A 19883-nucleotide genomic window follows, 5' to 3' on the forward strand; every position below is an offset into this window, starting at 1 on the left:
GCAGAATACCCGGCGGTTGAAACCGCGTCTACACAGACAAAACCCGCCTCCGCGGGTTGAAGAATGGATAGTAAAAATATTACATTATTTTCTTCAGTCGGCGTCGGTGAGTTGCAGAATACCCGGCGGTTGAAACCGCGTCTACACAGACAAAACCCGCCTCCGCGGGTTGAAGAATGGATAGTGAAAATATTACATTATTTTCTTCAGTCCGCGGAGGCGGACATTGTTTGTGTGCTCGCGTTGCTTGCGGTTTCAACCGCCGTCTTATCTTGAAAAATCTGTTCAGCAGTCAAGTTCAACTCTGGAAAAGCCAGTGATTCAACTCGTGAATCGCCGCGAAACTGCTTCACTTGATACTCCCCATCTACCAATTGATAAACCGAGAGAGTTGGTTGTTTAGGATTACCAATGAATTGGCGGCCGCCTAAACCGAGATAGTCTACAATCCAATATTCAGGGATGCCCATTTCCTCATAGTCAGAAGCTTTGAGAAAATAATCATCTCGCCAGTTCGTACTGACAACTTCTACAGCCAGTCGCACTGAACTACCCATTGTGATGATAGATTCCCTATCCCAGCGCGGTTCGTTGATGAGTGCAGACTGGTCTAAAATAATTACATCCGGCTGATAGCCTGACTCGTTGCGGACGGTTTTAAGCAAGCACTGACCTGGAATCGAGTAAAACAATTGCAGTCGCGTGATTTCAAGATTGATTTGGCACGATATAAAGCCCTTAATTTCAGAATGATCGCCAGTTCCTAAAGGCATTTCAACAATTACTCCATTGTGTAGTTCATAGCGGTGGGTAGAGTTCTCTGGATACCAGGTAACGAACTCGTCAAACGTGACTGTTTTGCCTATGGTTTGGGTTTGGATCACGATTTCTCCTTTGTTAGACTTCAGTCGATCGCATATTAAGATTGTTTCCTGAGATGATGCGCGATAATTAGCATTATATCCCGATCGCACTTAAAACTATCTGCGTTCATCTGTGTTTATCTGCCCTAAATCTGCGGTCAATCCGATCGCACTTCGCATCGCCAACAGCGCCACTCCATAAGCAGCCGCAGTCTGAACAGGCGTTTCAACAGGCACTTTCAAATAACGCTTTCTGATCGCACTCCAAACCAGATTTTTAGCGCCACCGCCCGCAGTATAAACCTTTGTCAAAGGAGTCGCGCCCAACTCCTGCAATAATTGATATCCCCGCGCTTCAATCCGCGCAATACTTTCTAACAAACCATGCAGAAATTCTACAGAATCAGTTGGACGCGGTTCGAGTCTGGGCGGCAAATTCGGGTCATTAATTGGAAAGCGATCGCCTTTTTTCAACAATGGGTAATAATCCAGCAAACTCTCTTGCTCTGGATCGATTTGTGTGCTATAATCTTCTAACTCAGCATCAGTAAAAAAGTGTCGCAGCACCGCACCTCCCGTATTAGAAGCGCCTCCAACCAACCACAGATCACCTAATTTGTGACTGTAAATCCCGTATCTCGAATCATCGACGCGGGTATGACTTAACAGTTTCACGGCTAATGTGGAACCGAGAGAAGTTACTGCTTCCCCTGGTGAATTGACACCGCTGGCTAGAAATGCTGCAATGCTATCTGTTGTACCAGCATAAACTGTACAATCTGGGGGAAACCCGAAGCGATCGCCCAATGCAACTCTAACTTTCCCCACAGGCGTGCCCGGTGCGACAACTTGCGGCAATTGAGGCGTTACAGTGCCGGCAATTCCCTCTATCAGCCAATTGGGATAGCACAAATTACCAACATCAAAACCGAGTTTTAAAGCATTATGATAGTCGCTAATTCCTAATTTTCCGTGCAGCAGAAACCCCAGCCAATCGGCTTGATGCAGGAAAACCGTAGGGGCGGTGCCCCCGTGCCCGCCCTCTTCAATGGATGGGGCGGGCACGGGGGCACCGCCCCTACAAAACCACAGGAGTTTTGCCAGACTGGATGTAGCGCTTAATACTGTGTGGTTGGGTGGTGCGATCGCCCGTAACGTCTCTGTAACGGCTGCACCGCGCGCATCGTTGTATAAAATCGGTTCGCAGACTGGTACACCGTAAGTATCGCACAACATGACAGTGGAGGATGTGCCGTCAAGGGCGATCGCGCTTACCCGATTGCGGATGGTTGCGGGGATTTGCTCAATTACAGCCCAGAGTGCATTTTGCCACAGTTCGGGCAAATCCGGGTGTTGTGCGATCGCGAAACTATGTTCTGTCTCACAATGGATTGTACCCTGAGAGTCGATAATTGTCGATCGAGCGCCCGTAGTCCCGAAATCTATTCCCAAATAAAGAGTCATTTACCACTCCCGCGAATTTTCCTATATCTCAGAAACCGGGTTTTTTTACGAAAATCTTTGGTTGTCACCCACAGATTAGATAAAAAACCCGGTTTCTTTGGCCTTAGCGGACAGTTTCAGGGCTTACGCATGGGGGCTAGAAACCCGGTTTCTACGAGTTTTGCGTTGAGTGACAAGAAATCTCGAAAGAAACCGGGTTTCAGAGATTATCGTGCTTCGACATATTCACAAAGCGTAGTTGGTTCGGGAATTGGTAAACCTTCCTCTCGCAATCCTTCTAAGTGAAATTCGATCGCTTCTTTAATTTGCTGCTGTATTTCTGCAAGGGTTGCGCCTGTAGCTGCACATCCGGGTAAATCTGGCGCGTAAGCTGAATAGTTATTCGGTGTTTTTTCAATCACAATCGCATAACGCATTAGTTAAGATCCTCATCTTGATGATTTGTTTCGACTTCATTAGGTTCTTCTTGCTCTTTGACTTCTCTCAATTGAGCTTGTTTGAGAATATTATTGGATGTACCAGGAGCCAAATCGTCAGAGAGTTTACCGGGAACTGTAACTAAACCAGATTTGGTAGGATGTTTGTACTGGCGGTGACTCCCTCGTGTTCTAGCTAGATACCAACCGTCTGCCTCTAGTTGTTTAATGATATCTCTGACTTTTGTTGGCATTTATTATTAATGTAACTAGGAGGTATTGAAAGGACGAAAAGCCGATAACTTCGTAGAAAAAAGTCCTTAAAAAAAGGCTTAACAAAGGGCTGAAATCGCTATAGATTACAGCTTACAGTTCTAGATGCGAGAGTAGAGCCTCAAAAAATCATACCCATTCAAAATCGGCCGATATCCACCGATGTATTCATCGCTCCTTACTCCGCTACTTGGAGTTACGCCTAGTGCCGGGAGGTGGCCACTCTGTGCTGTCAGATTAAAGGTCAGGACGTGATTAACCAACCAGTGGCCATTTTTTCTCCAACCGACGCGCTCCTTTAGCTTTTTATAACTCTCATAATCATCTACTTTTTCTTTACCACCAACTTCTAACCAAATTTTTTTCTGAACGCTAAGGCCAAAGCGACCCTGACTATATTTTACCCAAAGTTGGTCAATCGTGCGTAAATCATCACAAGGAAAATTATCAATTAATTCCCTAGTAAGATAACCTTCCTTCTCCTGTCTCGCCGCTTTCAGCATCACCTTGAGAGTTTCCTGATCGGCTTCTTTCCACTTTCCTGCTGCTAATAAATCCCGCAGATAAGTATAGTCAACTCCCCGCTCTGATTTAAGTAAATCTGGTGGAGGTGGAGGTGTTTGAGGTGATGATTTAGGTGATGGTTGAGGCGATGGTTGAGATGATGGTTGAGGTGATGGTTGTTTAGGTGATAATTGAGGTGCTCGATTACCAAGCGCCTGCAAAACTTCAGTAGCAGATTGATAACGTTTCTTAGTAGCAGGTTGAATCATTTTATCTAAAATCTGACCGAATTCAGAACTAACAGATGTTTTTAAGTTTTCTCGCCACACCCACTCAAACTCGCTCACATCAAATAATTCAAGGGGTTCAACCTGAGTTAACAGACACAGACAAGTCACACCCAGACTATAAATATCACTAGCATGAATCGGTTTACCGTTGGCTTGTTCTGGTGCCATATATCCAGCCGTCCCGATTCTCGTTCCCGTTAGCCCTAGAGCCGTTTGTGTCGCATATTTCGCCGCTCCAAAGTCAACTAAAACCAATTGCCCATCTTGCCGAAGAATAATATTTTCTGGCTTGATATCTCGGTGAATAACTTGGCGAGAGTGAATGAACTCGAATACTGGCAGTAAATTATTAAGCAACTTGCGAATCTGCGTTTCGCTAAAATATCCCTGAGATTCTAGTGCTTGGGCTAAATTTTCACCGTCGATGAATTCTTGGACTAAATACTGTCGGTCATCTTGACTAAAATATGCTAATAAATCGGGAATTTGAGAATGTTTACCCAACTGTTCTAGGCGTACTGCTTCAAGCTCAAATAACTCAGTGGCTTTCTTGATACTAGAAGTGCCTTGAGCTTGGGGGTAAAATTGTTTAATAACGCAGGGTGGTTTTGAGGGTTTATACTCGTCAACAGCTAGAAAAGTGCGCCCAAAGCCTCCTTGTCCAATGATTTTTTGCGCTCGGTAGCGATCGCCCAATAGCAGTTTATTCCCACATTTTTGACAGAATTTTGTAGAGTCAGACGGGTTTGGCCATAGGCAATCAGGGTTTAGACACTGGCTCATAAAATATGCTTATAAATTACAGATTAAAGCTCTCGATGCGCTCCCAGCGGACATGATGTTAAATGTGGAACAGCAGATCCAGGTAAAGACACGGCATTGCCCAAAGCCGTGTCAATTTAAGTGTGAAACCTTTGTATCTCTCGCTTTTATCCGAGGCCAGATCCCCCTAAATCCCCCTTAAGAAGGGGGACTTTGATCGGATTCTTGTCCCCGTAAACTTAACCCAGAAAACCTTTGTAACTCTCGCTTTTATCCGAGGCCAGATCCCCCTAAATTCCCCTTAAAAAGGGGAGTAGGGGTTGACTTTGATCGGACTCTTGTCCCCCCCTTAGCAAGGGGGGCTAGGGGGGTTCTAGGCCTTAATCACCAGACAGCTATCTGTGACTACGTTTAACCTTAAATTGACACGGCATTGCCCTGTCCCTACTTAAACTTTTGTCCCACACTCAGGACAAAACTTATTACTCGAAACATTCTTCGCGCCGCAACTCGGACAATAAATCAACTCCGCAGATGGCAACGTGCTGCGTTCCGGCAAACCAACCATTTGAGCATTGCTCTTACCCGGAACAACCATCGGATAGCAGTTTTCGTCCCTCGTTACTTTCACGTTCATCAGCACAGGGCCGTTGTGGGCTAGCATTTGAGCGATCGCACTTGCCAACTCATCCGGCCGCGAAATCTCCATCCCCTTCACGCCGTAGGCCTCAGCCAGCATCACAAAATTCGGCATCCCCACAGTCATGTTCGACGACGAATAACGCTCGCCGTAGAACGCCTGCTGCCACTGCCGCACCATGCCCTGCCAGCCGTTATTTACAATTACGAGCTTGACATTAATGCCGTATTGTGCTAAGGTTCCCAGCTCTTGAATATTCATTTGGATGCTAGCGTCGCCAGCAATACAAATCACTTGCTCGTTGGGTAGCGCCATTTTCGCGCCCATCGCCGCCGGCAACCCGAAGCCCATCGTTCCCAAACCAGCGCTCGAAATCCAGCGGCGCGGCCCGTTGTTCAAGAATTGAGCCGACCACATTTGATGTTGACCGACATCGGTTGTGTAGTAAGCATTCGGCGCTTGAGTACCCAACTCCGAAATCACCTCTTGTGGAGACAAAATCTCTGGGTAGTGGGGCACAACTAACGGATAGTCCTGTTTCCAGCGATCGATCCTGTGCAGCCATTCCGCAGTTTGTTCGGGATTTCCCGAAACTCCAGTTTCCCGACAGCGACGCAGCATATCGATCAAAACTTGCCGCACATCTCCGACAATCGGCACGTCTGGGCCGCGATTTTTGCCGACTTCCGCCGGATCGATATCGATGTGAATCACCTTCGCCCGCGCCGCAAACTCGTCTAGTTTTCCCGTTACCCGATCGTCAAACCGAGCTCCAACAGCAATCAACAAATCGCACTCGGTAACGGCAAAGTTAGCGTAAGCAGTACCGTGCATCCCCAGCATTTTCACAGACAAAGGATGGTTTTCATCAAAGGAACCTTTGCCCATCAACGTTGTGGTGACAGGCAATTGGAACATCTCGGCGAGTTCCTTAATTTCCTCGTGGGCCCCGGCTGCGATCGCCCCGCCGCCCACATACAGCAAAGGACGCTTTGCTTCCGTCAGCAAATGAATCGCTTGACTGATTTGTCGGGGATTTCCCTTGACAGTCGGACGATAGCCCGGAATTCTCACAGATCCGGGTGCGACGGGCAGATAGTCAAACTCTTCTAAACCGACATCCTTGGGCACATCAATCAACACCGGCCCCGGGCGTCCCGTACTCGCGATGTGGAAAGCTTCAGCGACAATTCGCGCCATATCTCTCGGATCGCGCACTACATAGGAATGCTTGACAATTGGCAAAGTAATGCCGTAAATATCAGTTTCCTGAAACGCATCCGTGCCGATCGCCGGACGGGGAACTTGACCGGTAATAATTACCATTGGGATAGAATCCATATGGGCCGTTGCAATCCCCGTCACCAAGTTAGTCGCACCGGGCCCGGAAGTCGCGAAACAAACCCCAACTTGTCCGGTAGCGCGGGCGTAACCGTCAGCCGCGTGAGCAGCACCTTGTTCGTGCCGCACTAGAATGTGTTTGATCGCGCCGGTTTCTTCAGCGCGGTAGAGTTCGTCGTAAAGTGGCAAAATTGCGCCGCCGGGATAACCAAAAATATGCTTGACGCCGTGGCGGATCAAGCTATCTATCAAAGCGAATCCACCCGTTGCACGCCTGATGGCTACTTTAGTTTTTAGTTGCACAGAATTTCCGTCCTTAAACTAATTATGATTTTTAATGAAAGCTTGGATACTACTTTAATCTCTACGATCGAACTCTGAAAATTTAACTGCTAATATTTTACAAAAAGTTTCGTGAGAGATGTACGATCGCCCGATCGTTCTTTGGTAAAACAGCATAGGAAGAATAGAAACAGGGAAATTGCCGAATCAGAAGACCGAATCAGAAGACCGGGCGGTTGAAACCGCGTCTATACAGACAAAACCCGGATGGTGCGCGGGTTGAAGAACGGGCGGTTAAAATTAGGTGATCTTCTTCATTCATTCCGCGGAGGCGGAATTCGTTTGTGTAGGCGCGGTTTCAACCGCCGTCTTATCTGCCGTCGTATCTGCCGCCCGATATAAAGATCCTCCTACGCCTGCAAGACTTTGCGGGTATGGTGCCAAGCTGCCACGCCCATCACCGGAACCAAAAATCCCAAACTCAGCAGCACGATCCGCAAACCGAGGTCATCGGAGCCCACAGCTTTGCTGACAGCATCCGTCAGCGGGCCCGTCAGTGCTAAAGGCAAACTGAGGGCAATGTTAATCGCATTGTTCTCCAAGCCAAAGACTTTTCCCCGCATCGATTCGGGAGTTTTTTCTTGAATCAGAGCTTGCATTGGGCCGTTAATTAAAGAAGCGCCAAAACCGAACACAGCGCTTAATGCGAATCCCAGCCAAAGCTGTCTGACAAAAGCAAACATTCCCAACACAAAACCCATCATCAAAAAACCGATTAATGGCAAAGGTTTGTTGTGCATTCGATCGCCCCAGTGGCCCAAAAAAGCTGCGCCGAAGACCATTCCAATTCCCGCAGCAGCCAGCAAAAACCCAAATTGAGTTTCTTTGAGACCTATTTTGCCTGAAAGCGCGATCGCCAGCACTTGCAGCGCCGCAAACACCGAATACAAAATCGTCAACTGCACCATCGCGTTGCTGATCAGGCGATTGTGCTTTAAATACCGCAAACCTTCTTTAAAGTCTTGCCAAGGATGAACATTTTTGCCACTGCTACCGCCGCGATTTTCTTTGATGTGCATCAAGTAGAGCAAACCCGCAGAAACCAGGTACAACCCGCCCAGAAAAAACTCTTGAGAAGCTGGCCCGTAGCTGTGTTTGAGCCAAGTAAATATCGGTTCGCCGATCGTCATTCCGACAATAATCCCGCCCATCGTGGACGAAGCGAACAGCGCATTTGCCGACATCAGTCCCTCTCGCCCCACAGCCAGCGGGATTGCCGCCGCCTCTGCCGGAGCAAAAAATTGCGTTACGGTAGAGACTAAAAACGTCAGCACCAACAACACGACAAAAGTTTTGGGCAAAAACGGCAAAGATCCAATCAACACCGCTCGAATCACGTTGCACCCGATCAGCATTTGCTTTTTGGAAAAGCGGTCTACCACGATACCGGCCGCCGAACCAAAGACAATCGCCGGTAGCGTGTAGGCGATCATCACCGCTGACAGCATCGAATTTTCCGAATACTGCCAAGAAACGGGCCAGGGTCGGTAATCGCCTGTTTTCAGCAGAATAATCAGCAATACGTAAAAGATTTTATCCGCCACTTGGGCCAACAACTGGCCAGTCCACAGGGTGAGGAAGGGGCGATTTCTCAGTAGGGCATCAAGCCCGCTGCGGTCAGGGGGAGGGCTAGCTGGGTGCATAGGAATAGTTTAACTGACCGCCTCTGGCAATTGTAGTTTTCAGCAATACGTGCAAATTTGACACAACAAAGCGGAGACTCGGAAAACTCCTGTCTCCTGCGTTCTTTTTCTGTTTTAGCAGATCGGCGGCCCTGGACTGCGGGCTGCGGTATTTTTAACTTTACCGCGATCGGCTCCGCACGGCCACCGCTGCCGGAAAATCAGGGAATGTTGTTAAAGCTTGACCTGCATTATTTCAACGCGAGTACAACATAAGGTAATATATTTAACAAAATAGTTGCTGTTGGCCACGATCTTAAAAGATGTGACGCCGATTAAGTAATATAACGAACGTAGTAATGTTAGGAGTGAGAAACTTGAAAAAGGTTGAAGCTATTATTCGCCCCTTTAAACTAGACGAAGTGAAAATCGCACTCGTCAATGCTGGCATTGTGGGGATGACTGTTTCTGAAGTTAGAGGTTTTGGCCGTCAGAAGGGCATGACAGAACGGTATCGCGGTTCTGAGTACACCGTTGAGTTCTTGCAAAAGCTCAAGGTCGAGATTGTTGTCGAAAACGATCAGGTTGACATGGTGGTGGATAAAATTATCGCTGCTTCCCGCACGGGCGAGATTGGCGACGGCAAGATTTTCATCTCTCCTGTAGAACAAATTATCCGGATTCGGACTGGCGAAAAGAACCAGGAAGCAATCTAAGATTACTGGGGCATTGGGCATTGGGCATTGGCCAAACAGGTCATTGGGCATTGGCCAAACAGGTCATTGGTCATTGGCCAAACAGGTCATTGGTCATTGGCCAAACAGGTCATTTGTAATGAAAAACCTCTTTCCTGTTTAGTTATGATACCTAAGTGTCAATATCCAATGCCACAGTTACCCCCTATTTTTGCTTTTTCTCTCAGTTGGGGTTGACAATATTTGCCATTTGTGGTAATAGAGCCTGAAAAGCTCGACCGCGATGGGAGTGCGATCGCTTGATATCGGGTGTCATTTCTGCAAAAGTCTGTTGCTGTGCGGGGACGTAGAAAATCGGATCATACCCGAAACCTCCCGTACCGCGAGGAGTGTGGATGATTTCGCCGCGACAGATTCCTTCTACTTGTAGGGCAATTGTACCGTCGGGACGGGCGATCGCGATCGCGCATACAAATTGTGCTCCCCGATTTGGTTCGTTTCCCAATTCTTTCAGCAGCCGAGATATCCTGTCAGCATCGGTTTTTCCGTAGCGTGCCGAGTAAATCCCAGGTTGACCATCGAGTGCATCTACCATTAAACCAGAATCATCGGCGATCGACCATTCGCCAGTTGCTTTCGCAATTTCAGAAGCTTTCAAACAAGCATTAGCGATAAAAGTCTCGCCAGTTTCCTCAACTTCCAACTCTTCCGGTTTCAGTTGCAACTCCCACCCCAAATCCTGAAGATAAAGCTGCATTTCTTTGAGTTTACCGGGATTGCTGGTAGCCACAACTAGCAATTTGCGATCGGTCATAATTTAAATTAAAACTTTGCATTAATATTAACTCACATTTTGGGGACATGGTTGCAGCAACAGTCTTCCGTAGGGTGTGTCGCCCTTAAAAATATCTGCATAGAAATCAACTTTTCGAGTGGCGACGCACCCTACACAATTGTTGAATAAACAAGCATGAACTACAAGACTACAAAACTTTTAATTTATGAACAAGAAAGATTTATTTTAACCGCAGAGGGCGCAGAGGTCGCAGAGAAGAAGAATGGAGAAATAAGTGATATCAAATCCGTTGACATCGGAATTATTTATCTCTATCTCTTCTTTTCCTCTGCGGCCTCTGTGGTCTCTGCGGTTAAAAATTCTAATTTTTCTGCGCCCAACCTTTCGCCCAATTCAAGTTGTGCATCACGTCTTTCAAAGTCTTCCGTAGGGTGTGTCGCCCTTAAAAATATCTGCATAAAAATCAACTTTTCGAGTGGCGACGCACCTTACACAATTGTTGAATAAACAAGCACGAAGAATTATTGTGTATCAAGCTTTGTCAGGTGCGTCGCTGTAAGATTGTCTGTCAATTCAGGGATTTTCAACAGCGACACACCCTACAATACTTTTCATGTGTGAATAAGAAAGATTTGTTGTTACCGCAGAGGCCGCAGAGAACGCAGAGAAGGAGAGGTTTAATATCAATCTATCCGCGTTTATCTGCGTTCATCTGCGGTTGCAAACTCTTATCAACTCTGCGCCCAAGCTTTCGCCCAGTTTAAGTTTTGCATTACTTCTTTCAATGTGGCTGCTTCGGAATATAGCCGCAATACTGGTTCGGTTCCGCTAAACCGAATTAACAGCCAGCTTCCGTGAGCTAGGCGGAATTTGTATCCGTCTACTTTGTTGCAATCTACTACTGCTTTGCCGGCGATTTCTGTTAATGGTTGGTTTTGCAGTAGCGACAGCAAACGCGCTCTTTCTTCCATGTTTGCTAGGTGCAAGTCGATTCTGTCGTAGGCTGAGGTAAAGTTTGTTTCTTTTTGCAGTCGGCTGTAAATTTCGCTTAAGTCTTCGCCGGATTTGACGACTGCTTCTAATAAGTACAGGGCTGACAGTAATGCGTCTCTTTCGGGAATGTGGGTACCGTAGCCGATTCCTCCTGATTCTTCGCCTCCGACTAGGACTTGGGTGGTTAACATTCGATCGGCTATATACTTGTAACCGATCGGTGTTTCAAACAATGGTAAGCCGTAAAGTTCGGCTATTTTGGGCATGATGTCGGAACCGCTGACGGTTTTGATGACTTCTCCGGTTAACCCGCGCCGTTTTGCTAAGTGTTCGATTAATATGGGAACTAGGATTTGCGAACTCAGGAAGTTGCCGCTTGAGTCAACGGCTGCTATGCGATCGCTATCTCCGTCAAATACAAATCCGATCGACAAACCGGATGCTTTTCGCTGGTGAGTCCGCATCACGCGGAATAACTGCGACAGGTAGCGCGGCAAGGGTTCGGGCGCACCGCCGCCAAACAGCGGATCGCGATCGCTGTTGACTTCTTGGACTGTTTCTTCTAAGATTTGTGCTAGTCCGCCCGCTGCTGCACCGTGCATTACATCTACAAATACTGTAATTTTGCCGGATGCGATCGCCTCTTTTATCGCTTCAATATCTACCATTCCCCGCAAGGTTTTGCAGTAAGCCGGCCAAGGATTGAAATTCTCCAATTTGCCGGGAGTTGCTGCAAGTTCCGCTGGATTTTCGAGTTTTGCTTCTATCTGTTGCGTAACTTCTGGCGAAACTGAACCTCCAAATCCGCCCTTGACTTTTAATCCTAAATATGCGCCTGGATTGTGGCTGGCTGTCAGGACGATCGCACCTAAAGCATTTAATTGTTTGGCAGCTAAACTAAAGGCGGGAGTTGGGGCGTAGGATTCGCTCAGCAGCACGTCAAATCCGGCGTTTTGGACGGCAACAGCCGCTGTTTTGGCAAAATCTTCAGCCAGAAATCGGCGGTCGTAGCCGACAATTACAGTGCCGCTGCTGGCATGATTGCCGCCGGTTTGTGCGAGAACTTGTGCTGCTAGGGGAGCTACTAATGCTACGCGATCGAAGGTAAAATCGTCAGCAATGATGCCGCGCCAGCCATCGGTTCCGAATTTAATAGGATTCATTTTTTAGTCACAAGCCATAGGTCACTCGTCTATTTTATGAGCTTCAGCAGTCGATCGTCAGTCGATTTTGGATTTTAGATTTTAGATTTTAGATTTTAGATTGAAGAATTTTAGATTTACTTGCGGCGCAGTGAATCTGGGAGTTTGAACAAGAGGGTGCACCCTTACTTTTCACGGCATCTCTGAAAGGTAGAGTAGGAGGTCATTCTAGGCAAAAGGGGTGGATGGTGATCTAATGTCGTGAAAATCAAGTAAAGGCAGGCAAAAAATGTTGAACTGGTGGGAGAAAAATTTGGCAAGTTGTGAATTAGGAGATGAGAGATTAAACAATAGAGCCTATTGCATAGGCAAAGCCTTGACTTAAGGCTTTGGGAAAGCATTGTCAGAAATATTTACTCATTGCAAACGAGTTGAAAAGAGCTTATGAGTTTTTGCCAATAGCAAAACAGAATTTGACAAAGTAATTAAACCTCACTGTCAAATGACCTGTGAAGCTGTGGAAGAACAAGAAGTTGTATTATCCGTAGGAGATACTACCTTTCTCTTCTTATGGCAGCATTCAAGCCAAACGGGAAGGATATGGACCCACAGGCAACGGCGGGAATGGATTAATTTTACATAGTGACGAGAGCGCTCGCCCCCGAACAAGGACAAGTAATGGGATTGCTATGGCAAAAGCTCTGGAATCGAGAGCACAAAGAAAAGCCACCGCAGCATGAAACCGCAGCCGCCAAAAAACAACGACAGGGAATGGCGCGAAAAGCTGCTCGTCAACGCCCATTTGAAGAAAAAGAGTCTTATCGATGGGTAGAAGCAATGACCGAAGTCGAGCATGAAGTCAGTAACAGCACGCTCCTTAATTCATGTTTTTGACCGATTCGGAGATATTACTGAAGTGTTCGACTCTTCACGTCAACTCAAACATACAGGAGTATTAGTACGTGCAGCTCATGATCGTAGTCTAGACCAGAATAGCGAACGTCTGTGGAAAAAGTTGGAATCGCAACCAATCAGATTTGAGCAGGAAATCAAAGTACCAGAAACTGGTAAACGTCAGGGAAGGATAGCTTCATTGGCAGTGCGCTTCTGTCAAGTTCAACTACGAGTTCCCTATCGCTTTGAGAATCGTGATTCATTACAAGTTTATGCTGTTTATGCAACTGAAAGTGATTGCCCAGAAGGCGAAACAGCTTGAGAATGGATGCTTCTAACTACTGAAGTTGTAGAAGATATAGAAACTGCCATTAACCCACATTCCGCACTTCAAATTGAAATACGATAAAATACAATCCCCAAAAAGCCAAAAATCACGATAATTAAGAAAAAATACTTGACCCCATCTGCTGAAAGAAGAGAAATAATCAAATCTTAAATCTTTGACTCATAAAATAGTTTATGTAAAGCACTAAAAAATTGAGGAATAATTAATTCCCCTGATGATGATAATTTTGGGTTAGAGGATGTTTGGTTGTTACGGTTAAGAAAGTAGATAATATTTTTGACAAGATGACGGCAAATTATTCAAAATAAAATGGCGTTCATCTGTTAAATTAACAATTTGATTTACCCCATTTAAAGTCAAAATATGAATTCCTTGAAAACCTTGAAATATCCATCTTAACGTGGGCAGCTCTGTTGATTTTCCTAGTTGATTTTTGATGCCAGTTTTAGCTGCTTTTAATTGATTTCTAAGTTGCCGTTGACCGAGACTATAAACCAACAAGGACAGAGACATTAAACATAACATGGTCTCAACTCTTTTTGGGGTTTATACAAAAAAACTATCCGCGAAAAACAAGGGAGCTTTCAGAAATCGAAATCCTCTCTCGCTCTTACTGTTGATTTTTCTAATTGCTCAGAATTTCTGATGGTTCTAACTTCTCATCATCAACTAGGTTGGTGGCTAAAATAAATCTTCCTGCTGATTTTATGAGGATTTCTATCTCTGAATCTTTTTGGTGAATCACTCCTTCTATTTGACAAATAGTCTGACTATCTTTTGATTGGTTTCCAGAACTTACCTGAATTTCTTTGATTTCAAATAGCTTCAGATTTTTGTTGATACTTTTTAGTTGATCTTGAGCTGACTCGGCACTATTAAATTTTTATTTTCTTAATTCCTTGAGCATTTTTTCAGCTCGCTCCTTAGCCTTTTCTATCTTTTTTTCGAGTTGCCTTAAATCACTTTCTTTTCTTTCTCGGCTTTCTACTATTAGCCAAGTTTGTTTGATTCCCGCATAATTTACTATTTCCTCTTTCCATTTATATCCGTCTAATTTGAGGGCTTTTGTTCTGGCTCTTTCTAATGTGTCTATCTCTGGCATCTCTGATGACTGTACTAATTATTGGGCTTTTTTTATGGTCTTGGGTACTCTACTTATCCATTTCGTATCTTTGATTAACTGGATATTTTATTGACTATATAATGCACTGTCACAGACCATGATACTGTCAATATTTATCTGATTTTTGAACTCTACTAATATTTTTCCGAATACGGCTTTGTCCGCTTCATTTCCATCTCCAGCTCTTGTAAATAATGGCAAGCCTTCACTATTTACAATTAAATCACATAGAACTTGTTTCAAGTCAGGTCTATGATCGCGAGAATATCATGAAGGTTATATTTATGGGGATTGACTTGATTATTTCTGTTTCTTTATTTGGATTTTGGGGCTTTTTGTATTCCCCATGTAGATGGAATGATGTAGCATCTAAGTGAGCATACTTTAGATTTATTTGAAACTTCTTAATCACAGATCATACAATTTCCATAAATATCTTGTTCAATCCATGTTTATATAATTTATCCATGACTCTGCCAATTTTATCGTCATTTATATAATCCGCTTTTATGCCCGCACCTAACAAGGTTTCGATTCCTTTGTCTTCAAAAAACTGGCTAAATAAATATAAAGGTCTTGATACAAATCCTAATCCATTGATTAAAATAGCTTTCACTAATGTTCCAGATGAGATTCTTTCCCGAACATCTATTCCTAAGTTAGAGTTGATTATTTCAACTATTCCTATCTCGTCAATTAGTCCAGCTACTATTCCTAAGTGATCGATATTTTTGATTTCTATTTCTGAAGTTAGAGACATTTTTTGACCTATATAAGATTTTTGAGGTTTTGTTGATGATCTCACTTTTTCGGCTTTAAATATCTAAGTATTTTTACTCACTCATGCCAGGAGGCTATACAATACATTATGTAGTATTTTTGAAATGCGAAATGTGGGATCGAAGAAACCGGGTTTCTGGGATAATTCCCGCATCCCCACCCAGATTTAGGAAGAAACCCGGTTTCTGAACCCCGCGCGGTAGTTTAGAGAAGAAGTAGAGAAAATTTTGGATCGAAGAAGACTGGACAGAATATGGGATTGCAACGGATTTAGTAGAAGCAGGAGTTCCCAAGGAAGATATCGTGTTGGCATTTCACGAGCCGTCCATGCGGCAATACACAGATTTTGCAGTCGCTTCGTAGCACATTTATGGTACAATTAATAGAAGATACTATGAACTATAAACTTAATTCAAATGTTTTCTCGATGGCGATGCACACCGAAACTTACTGATTGTCAACTATTAACTATAAATTACCCATGTCACAATTACTTGAACGAATCACATTAAATCCCAAACAGTGTGGTGGCCGCCCATGTATTCGCGGCATGAGAATTCGAGTTTCTGATGTCTTGGATCTATTTGCAGCAGGGCTGAGTGCTGAACAAATTGTCGAAGAACTACCAGACTTAGAAATGGACGATTTGAGGGCTGCACTTGTATATGCTGCACGTAAACTGAATCATCCTGTGTTGGTTACATGACTACTATCTGGATTGATGCACACTTATCGCCTGCGATCGCAACTTGGATTACCAGCACATTTGGAATTACAGCAATAGCTTTACGCGATCTGAATTTAAGAGATGCTGAAGACTCCGAAATCTTTGAGGCTGCCAAATCTCAAGCAGTAATATTTATGACTAAGGACAGCGATTTTGTGGATTTAGTCGATCGTCTCGAAGCACCACCACAGATTATTTGGTTAACGTGCGGAAATACGTCAAATGTTCGGCTACGTGAAATCTTGATTTCGACTTTGCCAAACGCACTGGAACTCCTACGGACAGGAGAGAAATTGGTAGAGATTAGCGGAGACTAGGGCGACAACATAATAACAGGCTGTTTCCGGGCGATCTAACAAGGGGTTTACATTTTAACTCACGCCGAGTATGACAAGGAGACCTGGAAAAATGACTGTTACTTTTGACACAGATACTTACAGCAACTTGCTCTCCAAATATCAGCCTCGAATTATCAAAACAGAAGAGGAAAACGAGATATTTTTGGAGATTGTTGAAGAGTTAATTTCTCGTACAAATCTGAATCCAGAAGAAGATGTGTTGCTAGAACTGCTGGTAAAACTGATTGAGGATTTTGAATATAAGCACTATCAAATTAATAGCTCAACACCACAGTCAAGGCTGCTGCATTTGATGGATGCTCGGAGTCTGGAAGCAGCGGATTTAGTCGAAATTCTGGGGTCGAGTGAGGCTGTAGTTGACGTAATTTGCGATCGGCTAGAAATCACTAAACAACAAGCTGAGGCTTTGGGAAAACTTTTTCATGTCGATCCGGGGTTGTTTCTGTTTAATTAGGCGATCGCGAATTTATGAGTTTATTACCAGCAGAAGTTCCCAAACCAAAATGATTCAATCCATACCGAAAATATCCATCAAACCAGGATACCGCGCCCAGTCAGATGATAAAACTCCTGAAGCCGATGCAATTGACTTCTACCGACTGCGGCAACTCACCAATTCCCAACGGTGGCAAACGGCGGCAAAATTAAATCGTTGGGCAAAAACTGTTAGCTTGCGCGGGATGAAAAAAGCTTGCCCCTCAACCTACCAAGAGCGATTTTCCCGATCGATCTTACGTAGCAAATGGCTACCAATTTTAACCCCCACCAGTGACTCATCTATGTGGACGCAAGACCCCAGCGAAGTTGCCAGACTGTTGCACCCAATTTTTGAAACATTATCTATCCCTTACTATATTACAGGAGGAGTTGCCGCTTCCATCTATGGCGACCCCAGAACAACACGCGATTTAGATTTGGTAATTGAATTAATCCGGGATAATATTGAGCAATTAGTTGCAGCACTAGAAACCGCTGGTTTTTACTGCCCTCCGGGTTCGGTAGAAGATATTCAACAGGGCAGAGGAATGGTGTTGAGCGTCACTCACATGACCTCAGTATTGAACGCCGATATTGTGCTGAATTCTCAGACTGAATTCGATCGCTCAAAAATGGCAAGGCGACGATTAGAAGCCCTAGACGAAGCTGGTGTAGAACAGTTTTGGATAGCTTCTCCTGAAGATATTGTGTTAGCAAAACTGCTCTGGCGGCAACAGTCTCAGTCTCAAAAACAATGGAATGATGTTTTGGGAATTCTGAAAGTCCAAGCTGAGCATTTGGATTGGGGTTACTTAACAGAGTGGGCTGAAAAATTGGGGTTAGTTGATGATTTGAATCGAGCTTTTACTGAAGCAGGGATTTGATGCGATTCCAAATTATTTTGACTGATTTAACTGGCTTGGCTTCATGCTTAACCAGATTTGTTGTCCCGCTTCCTTAAATGCCAGCACTACTACATTAACTGATGAACCAACTGCTGGATAATCAGATGGGGTCATATGACCTTCATCTTTGAAATCAGGGATTTGAACAATACCCGTAAACTCGATATGTGGAAGGAAAACAAATATCCCAAAAGGAAAATGCTTAGTGACGACTCCTTTCAATTTAGTTCCAACTTTTAGAGACTCTTTTATTTCGTCCCATGATTGCTCACTTATCATTTTATTTAACCTGTACACATAAATATTAGGTGACAGTTCGTAGGTGCTAACAGAAGAGAATATCCTTCGATGTAGTCTAAGTGAAAATGATCTCCTTTTTTACTTGTTTGACTAAAGAAGTTTAGTAATGATATACCAAGATTGTTAAAAGCTAATTTAGAACCTTCAAACACTAGCTCATTATTAGCCATAAAAGTCGTGAGCAAATCTAATTCTTCTCCATTCCTACTCGGAAATAACCTCATTGAAACAGCTTCAAGATTTTCTGCATAAAATTCTGACTTTTCTTTGCTCGCGTAAAGTTTAAAATCTTTACTGATGCTTGGGAGAAGCTGCCCCATTTGAATCAAACCTTGTGATGAATCAGATATTTCTATTTCTGGTTTTTCCAAATTACCATTAAATAAAATATACATAAGCTACCTCATTGCAGACTGTATTGTAACTTCAAATAACAGGCAAACCATCCTGAAATACCAGCAATTGTCCCGGTTGAATTTGTGTCCAGACTTCGTTATCAGTCAGCGGCAAAGTAGCAATAACCGCCACGCGATCGTCCTCTTTTGTCAATTCCCGGAAATCCACAGTTACATCTTCGTCGATCGAGTGCGCGCTGGCAAAAGGTGCTTGTCGCACAATATAATGCAGATTAGTGGAACAGTGGGCAAACAAGTGTTCTCCATCGGAAAGTAAATAGTTAAAAATTCCGTATTCTGCTAAATTTTTAGTAATTTCGTTCAGCACTTCGTAAATTTCCGTCAAATTTGGCTTATTTTGAGGGAAACTTTTTCGGAGTTGTTCTAATATCAAACAAAAGGCTTTTTCGCTGTCAGTCTTGCCGACTGGTTTGTAAACTCCGGCACTTTCCGGATTAAAGTTTTCCAGATTTCCATTGTGAGCAAACACCCAATAGCGCCCCCAAAGTTCCCGAATAAAAGGGTGGCAGTTTTCTAGAGCAATTTCGCCTTGGGTAGCTTTGCGGATGTGAGCAATCACGTTAGTTGAGTGAATGGGATAGCGACGCACAACTTCCGCAACGGGAGAAGCAATCGCAGGTTTAGAGTCTATAAACAGGCGGCATCCCAAACCTTCAAAAAAAGCAATTCCCCAACCGTCTTGATGAACGTCTGTTCGACCACCCCTTGCAGAAAAACCTTCAAAAGAAAAGCAAATATCTGTTGGAACATTGCAGTTCATTCCCAGTAATTGGCACATAGCTTTTAAATTTTTGGAGTTTGGATGGATGCCGCAGCTATTGGCAGCTACAGATTTTTGATGATAGTATTATAGTATGAATATATTTAACTTCGTTAAAAAACATAATTAATTTACATTGTCAACCGTAATATTACTTAAATTATAGAAAATGCGAGGCGATAAAATTCAGTCGCCTATGGTGGAGAACAGTCTTGATTGTTCTGTTTGTGTTGCAAACCTCTGCTGATTTAGGTGGCGGGGTATATATCCCTGGGCAATGGTAAGACAACTATCAACAAACTGCCGATTCGGTTGCCACAAAAAGTCAGGCAGTTTGAGATTTTAAATTTATTGGAAATAACTTATTCGATCTGTTTTGATCTTGACTATAGTTACATTCTTTTTTAAACTTGTATCAGTTATTCCATTGACAGTACCTCGATGCCTATCCCGCAACTCCCATCAAATCAATCAGATTAATGGCAATGCGATCGAATTAGGACTGCTAAACCGCCCAAATATGACGACATGGGGCGTTATTTGTGGCAACTGTTAGCGTTTAATGTTGGCTGCATTAACTACTTTTCCGCGGTGATTTTCAGGTGGCTCCGGCGCGGTTCACTACTAATATTTTTAATTTCACAGCCGAA

Annotated in this window: 21 protein-coding genes and 2 pseudogenes; 10 read left to right on the forward strand and 13 right to left on the reverse strand. The window is 44.2% G+C overall.

The window, feature by feature from the left end:
* Positions 1-206: 206 nt before the first annotated feature.
* The 7 genes from QZW47_RS14025 to QZW47_RS14055 form a co-directional block, all read right to left on the reverse strand.
* Positions 207-884 carry a Uma2 family endonuclease gene (locus tag QZW47_RS14025; RefSeq protein WP_293128120.1) on the reverse strand — a complete coding sequence of 226 codons (678 nt, stop codon included), beginning with the start codon at positions 882-884 and terminating at the stop codon, positions 207-209.
* 96 nt (positions 885-980) lie between these two features.
* A complete protein-coding gene (locus QZW47_RS14030; protein WP_293128055.1) occupies positions 981-2327 on the reverse strand; it encodes an FGGY-family carbohydrate kinase in 1347 nt (448 codons plus the stop codon).
* A gap of 206 nt (positions 2328-2533) precedes the next feature.
* On the reverse strand, positions 2534-2743 hold the full coding sequence (locus QZW47_RS14035; protein ID WP_265234576.1) for a type II toxin-antitoxin system HicB family antitoxin: 210 nt from the start codon (positions 2741-2743) through the stop codon (positions 2534-2536).
* The gene (locus QZW47_RS14040) at positions 2743-2997 is read right to left on the reverse strand and encodes a type II toxin-antitoxin system HicA family toxin (RefSeq protein ID WP_293128056.1); all 255 of its coding nucleotides are present in this window, start codon (positions 2995-2997) and stop codon (positions 2743-2745) included. Before QZW47_RS14040 ends, QZW47_RS14035 begins: the two co-directional genes overlap by 1 nt.
* A gap of 120 nt (positions 2998-3117) precedes the next feature.
* Positions 3118-4593: a serine/threonine-protein kinase gene (locus QZW47_RS14045; RefSeq protein ID WP_366930879.1), complete on the reverse strand. Its 1476-nt coding sequence runs from the start codon at positions 4591-4593 to the stop codon at positions 3118-3120.
* Positions 4594-5020: 427 nt separating this feature from the next.
* Positions 5021-6856, reverse strand: a complete 1836-nt coding sequence (gene ilvB / locus QZW47_RS14050) for a biosynthetic-type acetolactate synthase large subunit (RefSeq protein WP_293128058.1) — start codon at positions 6854-6856, stop codon at positions 5021-5023.
* A 389-nt stretch (positions 6857-7245) separates the two neighbouring features.
* A complete protein-coding gene (locus tag QZW47_RS14055) occupies positions 7246-8538 on the reverse strand; it encodes an MFS transporter (RefSeq protein ID WP_293128059.1) in 1293 nt (430 codons plus the stop codon).
* Between the two features lie 356 nt (positions 8539-8894).
* On the opposite strand from QZW47_RS14055, the gene QZW47_RS14060 reads away from it, so the two are divergent.
* Complete coding sequence (locus QZW47_RS14060; protein ID WP_265234570.1) at positions 8895-9233, forward strand: P-II family nitrogen regulator; 339 nt, start codon at positions 8895-8897, stop codon at positions 9231-9233.
* Between the two features lie 202 nt (positions 9234-9435).
* Here QZW47_RS14060 and rdgB read toward each other — a convergent pair whose 3' ends face one another.
* Positions 9436-10026, reverse strand: coding sequence for an RdgB/HAM1 family non-canonical purine NTP pyrophosphatase (rdgB, locus tag QZW47_RS14065; protein WP_293128060.1), 591 nt, complete (start codon positions 10024-10026; stop codon positions 9436-9438).
* Positions 10027-10182: 156 nt separating this feature from the next.
* On the opposite strand from rdgB, the gene QZW47_RS14070 reads away from it, so the two are divergent.
* Entirely contained in the window at positions 10183-10515 is a 333-nt protein-coding gene (locus QZW47_RS14070) for a hypothetical protein (RefSeq protein WP_293128061.1), read from the forward strand.
* A 224-nt stretch (positions 10516-10739) separates the two neighbouring features.
* Here the strand turns inward: QZW47_RS14070 and QZW47_RS14075 are convergent, their stop codons facing one another.
* The gene (locus tag QZW47_RS14075; protein WP_293128062.1) at positions 10740-12164 is read right to left on the reverse strand and encodes a phosphoglucomutase/phosphomannomutase family protein; all 1425 of its coding nucleotides are present in this window, start codon (positions 12162-12164) and stop codon (positions 10740-10742) included.
* 268 nt (positions 12165-12432) lie between these two features.
* On the opposite strand from QZW47_RS14075, the gene QZW47_RS30150 reads away from it, so the two are divergent.
* The 3 genes from QZW47_RS30150 (at position 12433) to QZW47_RS14085 (ending at position 13359) form a co-directional block, all read left to right on the forward strand.
* On the forward strand, positions 12433-12528 hold the full coding sequence (locus QZW47_RS30150) for a transposase DNA-binding-containing protein (protein WP_366930880.1): 96 nt from the start codon (positions 12433-12435) through the stop codon (positions 12526-12528).
* A gap of 257 nt (positions 12529-12785) precedes the next feature.
* The gene (locus QZW47_RS14080) at positions 12786-13037 is read left to right on the forward strand and encodes a hypothetical protein (RefSeq protein WP_293128063.1); all 252 of its coding nucleotides are present in this window, start codon (positions 12786-12788) and stop codon (positions 13035-13037) included.
* Positions 12997-13359, forward strand: a complete 363-nt coding sequence (locus tag QZW47_RS14085; protein WP_293128064.1) for a hypothetical protein — start codon at positions 12997-12999, stop codon at positions 13357-13359. Before QZW47_RS14080 ends, QZW47_RS14085 begins: the two co-directional genes overlap by 41 nt.
* A 282-nt stretch (positions 13360-13641) precedes the next feature.
* Here QZW47_RS14085 and QZW47_RS14090 read toward each other — a convergent pair.
* Positions 13642-15269 (reverse strand): annotated as a pseudogene (locus tag QZW47_RS14090) (IS1634 family transposase).
* A gap of 242 nt (positions 15270-15511) precedes the next feature.
* Here QZW47_RS14090 and QZW47_RS14095 point away from each other — a divergent pair.
* The 5 genes and pseudogenes from QZW47_RS14095 to QZW47_RS14115 form a co-directional block, all read left to right on the forward strand.
* Positions 15512-15652: pseudogene (locus QZW47_RS14095) on the forward strand (element excision factor XisI family protein); the annotation flags it as partial.
* 118 nt (positions 15653-15770) lie between these two features.
* Positions 15771-15995 carry a DUF433 domain-containing protein gene (locus QZW47_RS14100; protein WP_293128065.1) on the forward strand — a complete coding sequence of 75 codons (225 nt, stop codon included), beginning with the start codon at positions 15771-15773 and terminating at the stop codon, positions 15993-15995.
* Positions 15992-16333 carry a DUF5615 family PIN-like protein gene (locus QZW47_RS14105; protein WP_293128066.1) on the forward strand — a complete coding sequence of 114 codons (342 nt, stop codon included), beginning with the start codon at positions 15992-15994 and terminating at the stop codon, positions 16331-16333. The genes QZW47_RS14100 and QZW47_RS14105 overlap by 4 nt, the downstream gene beginning before the upstream one ends.
* Before the next feature lie 91 nt (positions 16334-16424).
* Complete coding sequence (locus tag QZW47_RS14110; RefSeq protein ID WP_293128067.1) at positions 16425-16829, forward strand: transcriptional regulator; 405 nt, start codon at positions 16425-16427, stop codon at positions 16827-16829.
* Between the two features lie 49 nt (positions 16830-16878).
* The gene (locus tag QZW47_RS14115) at positions 16879-17736 is read left to right on the forward strand and encodes a hypothetical protein (protein WP_293128068.1); all 858 of its coding nucleotides are present in this window, start codon (positions 16879-16881) and stop codon (positions 17734-17736) included.
* A 12-nt stretch (positions 17737-17748) separates the two neighbouring features.
* Here the strand turns inward: QZW47_RS14115 and QZW47_RS14120 are convergent, their stop codons facing one another.
* Genes QZW47_RS14120 through QZW47_RS14130 form a run of 3 tightly spaced genes read right to left on the reverse strand, consistent with a single transcriptional unit; the run spans position 17749 to position 19251 of the window.
* Positions 17749-18036, reverse strand: a complete 288-nt coding sequence (locus tag QZW47_RS14120) for a S1 RNA-binding domain-containing protein (protein WP_293128069.1) — start codon at positions 18034-18036, stop codon at positions 17749-17751.
* 5 nt (positions 18037-18041) lie between these two features.
* Positions 18042-18452 carry a hypothetical protein gene (locus tag QZW47_RS14125; protein ID WP_293128070.1) on the reverse strand — a complete coding sequence of 137 codons (411 nt, stop codon included), beginning with the start codon at positions 18450-18452 and terminating at the stop codon, positions 18042-18044.
* Between the two features lie 31 nt (positions 18453-18483).
* Positions 18484-19251, reverse strand: a complete 768-nt coding sequence (locus QZW47_RS14130) for a class II glutamine amidotransferase (RefSeq protein WP_293128071.1) — start codon at positions 19249-19251, stop codon at positions 18484-18486.
* Positions 19252-19883 lie beyond the last annotated feature (632 nt).

Source organism: Microcoleus sp. bin38.metabat.b11b12b14.051, from assembly GCF_013299165.1.
Lineage (GTDB): Bacteria > Cyanobacteriota > Cyanobacteriia > Cyanobacteriales > Microcoleaceae > Microcoleus.

What these genes read in the sequence shown, in the direction of transcription:
- QZW47_RS14055 (WP_293128059.1), bottom strand. Translation starts at nt 8,538, where the DNA reads ATGCACCCAGCTAGCCCTCCCCCTGACCGCAGCGGGCTTGATGCCCTA.
- QZW47_RS30150 (WP_366930880.1), top strand. Translation starts at nt 12,433, where the DNA reads ATGTTGAACTGGTGGGAGAAAAATTTGGCAAGTTGTGAATTAGGAGAT.
- QZW47_RS14115 (WP_293128068.1), top strand. Translation starts at nt 16,879, where the DNA reads ATGATTCAATCCATACCGAAAATATCCATCAAACCAGGATACCGCGCC.
- rdgB (WP_293128060.1), bottom strand. Translation starts at nt 10,026, where the DNA reads ATGACCGATCGCAAATTGCTAGTTGTGGCTACCAGCAATCCCGGTAAA.
- QZW47_RS14130 (WP_293128071.1), bottom strand. Translation starts at nt 19,251, where the DNA reads ATGTGCCAATTACTGGGAATGAACTGCAATGTTCCAACAGATATTTGC.
- QZW47_RS14120 (WP_293128069.1), bottom strand. Translation starts at nt 18,036, where the DNA reads ATGATAAGTGAGCAATCATGGGACGAAATAAAAGAGTCTCTAAAAGTT.
- QZW47_RS14100 (WP_293128065.1), top strand. Translation starts at nt 15,771, where the DNA reads ATGTCACAATTACTTGAACGAATCACATTAAATCCCAAACAGTGTGGT.
- QZW47_RS14030 (WP_293128055.1), bottom strand. Translation starts at nt 2,327, where the DNA reads ATGACTCTTTATTTGGGAATAGATTTCGGGACTACGGGCGCTCGATCG.
- QZW47_RS14125 (WP_293128070.1), bottom strand. Translation starts at nt 18,452, where the DNA reads ATGTATATTTTATTTAATGGTAATTTGGAAAAACCAGAAATAGAAATA.
- QZW47_RS14040 (WP_293128056.1), bottom strand. Translation starts at nt 2,997, where the DNA reads ATGCCAACAAAAGTCAGAGATATCATTAAACAACTAGAGGCAGACGGT.
- QZW47_RS14105 (WP_293128066.1), top strand. Translation starts at nt 15,992, where the DNA reads ATGACTACTATCTGGATTGATGCACACTTATCGCCTGCGATCGCAACT.
- QZW47_RS14035 (WP_265234576.1), bottom strand. Translation starts at nt 2,743, where the DNA reads ATGCGTTATGCGATTGTGATTGAAAAAACACCGAATAACTATTCAGCT.
- QZW47_RS14045 (WP_366930879.1), bottom strand. Translation starts at nt 4,593, where the DNA reads ATGAGCCAGTGTCTAAACCCTGATTGCCTATGGCCAAACCCGTCTGAC.
- QZW47_RS14075 (WP_293128062.1), bottom strand. Translation starts at nt 12,164, where the DNA reads ATGAATCCTATTAAATTCGGAACCGATGGCTGGCGCGGCATCATTGCT.
- QZW47_RS14110 (WP_293128067.1), top strand. Translation starts at nt 16,425, where the DNA reads ATGACTGTTACTTTTGACACAGATACTTACAGCAACTTGCTCTCCAAA.
- QZW47_RS14085 (WP_293128064.1), top strand. Translation starts at nt 12,997, where the DNA reads ATGAAGTCAGTAACAGCACGCTCCTTAATTCATGTTTTTGACCGATTC.
- QZW47_RS14070 (WP_293128061.1), top strand. Translation starts at nt 10,183, where the DNA reads ATGAACTACAAGACTACAAAACTTTTAATTTATGAACAAGAAAGATTT.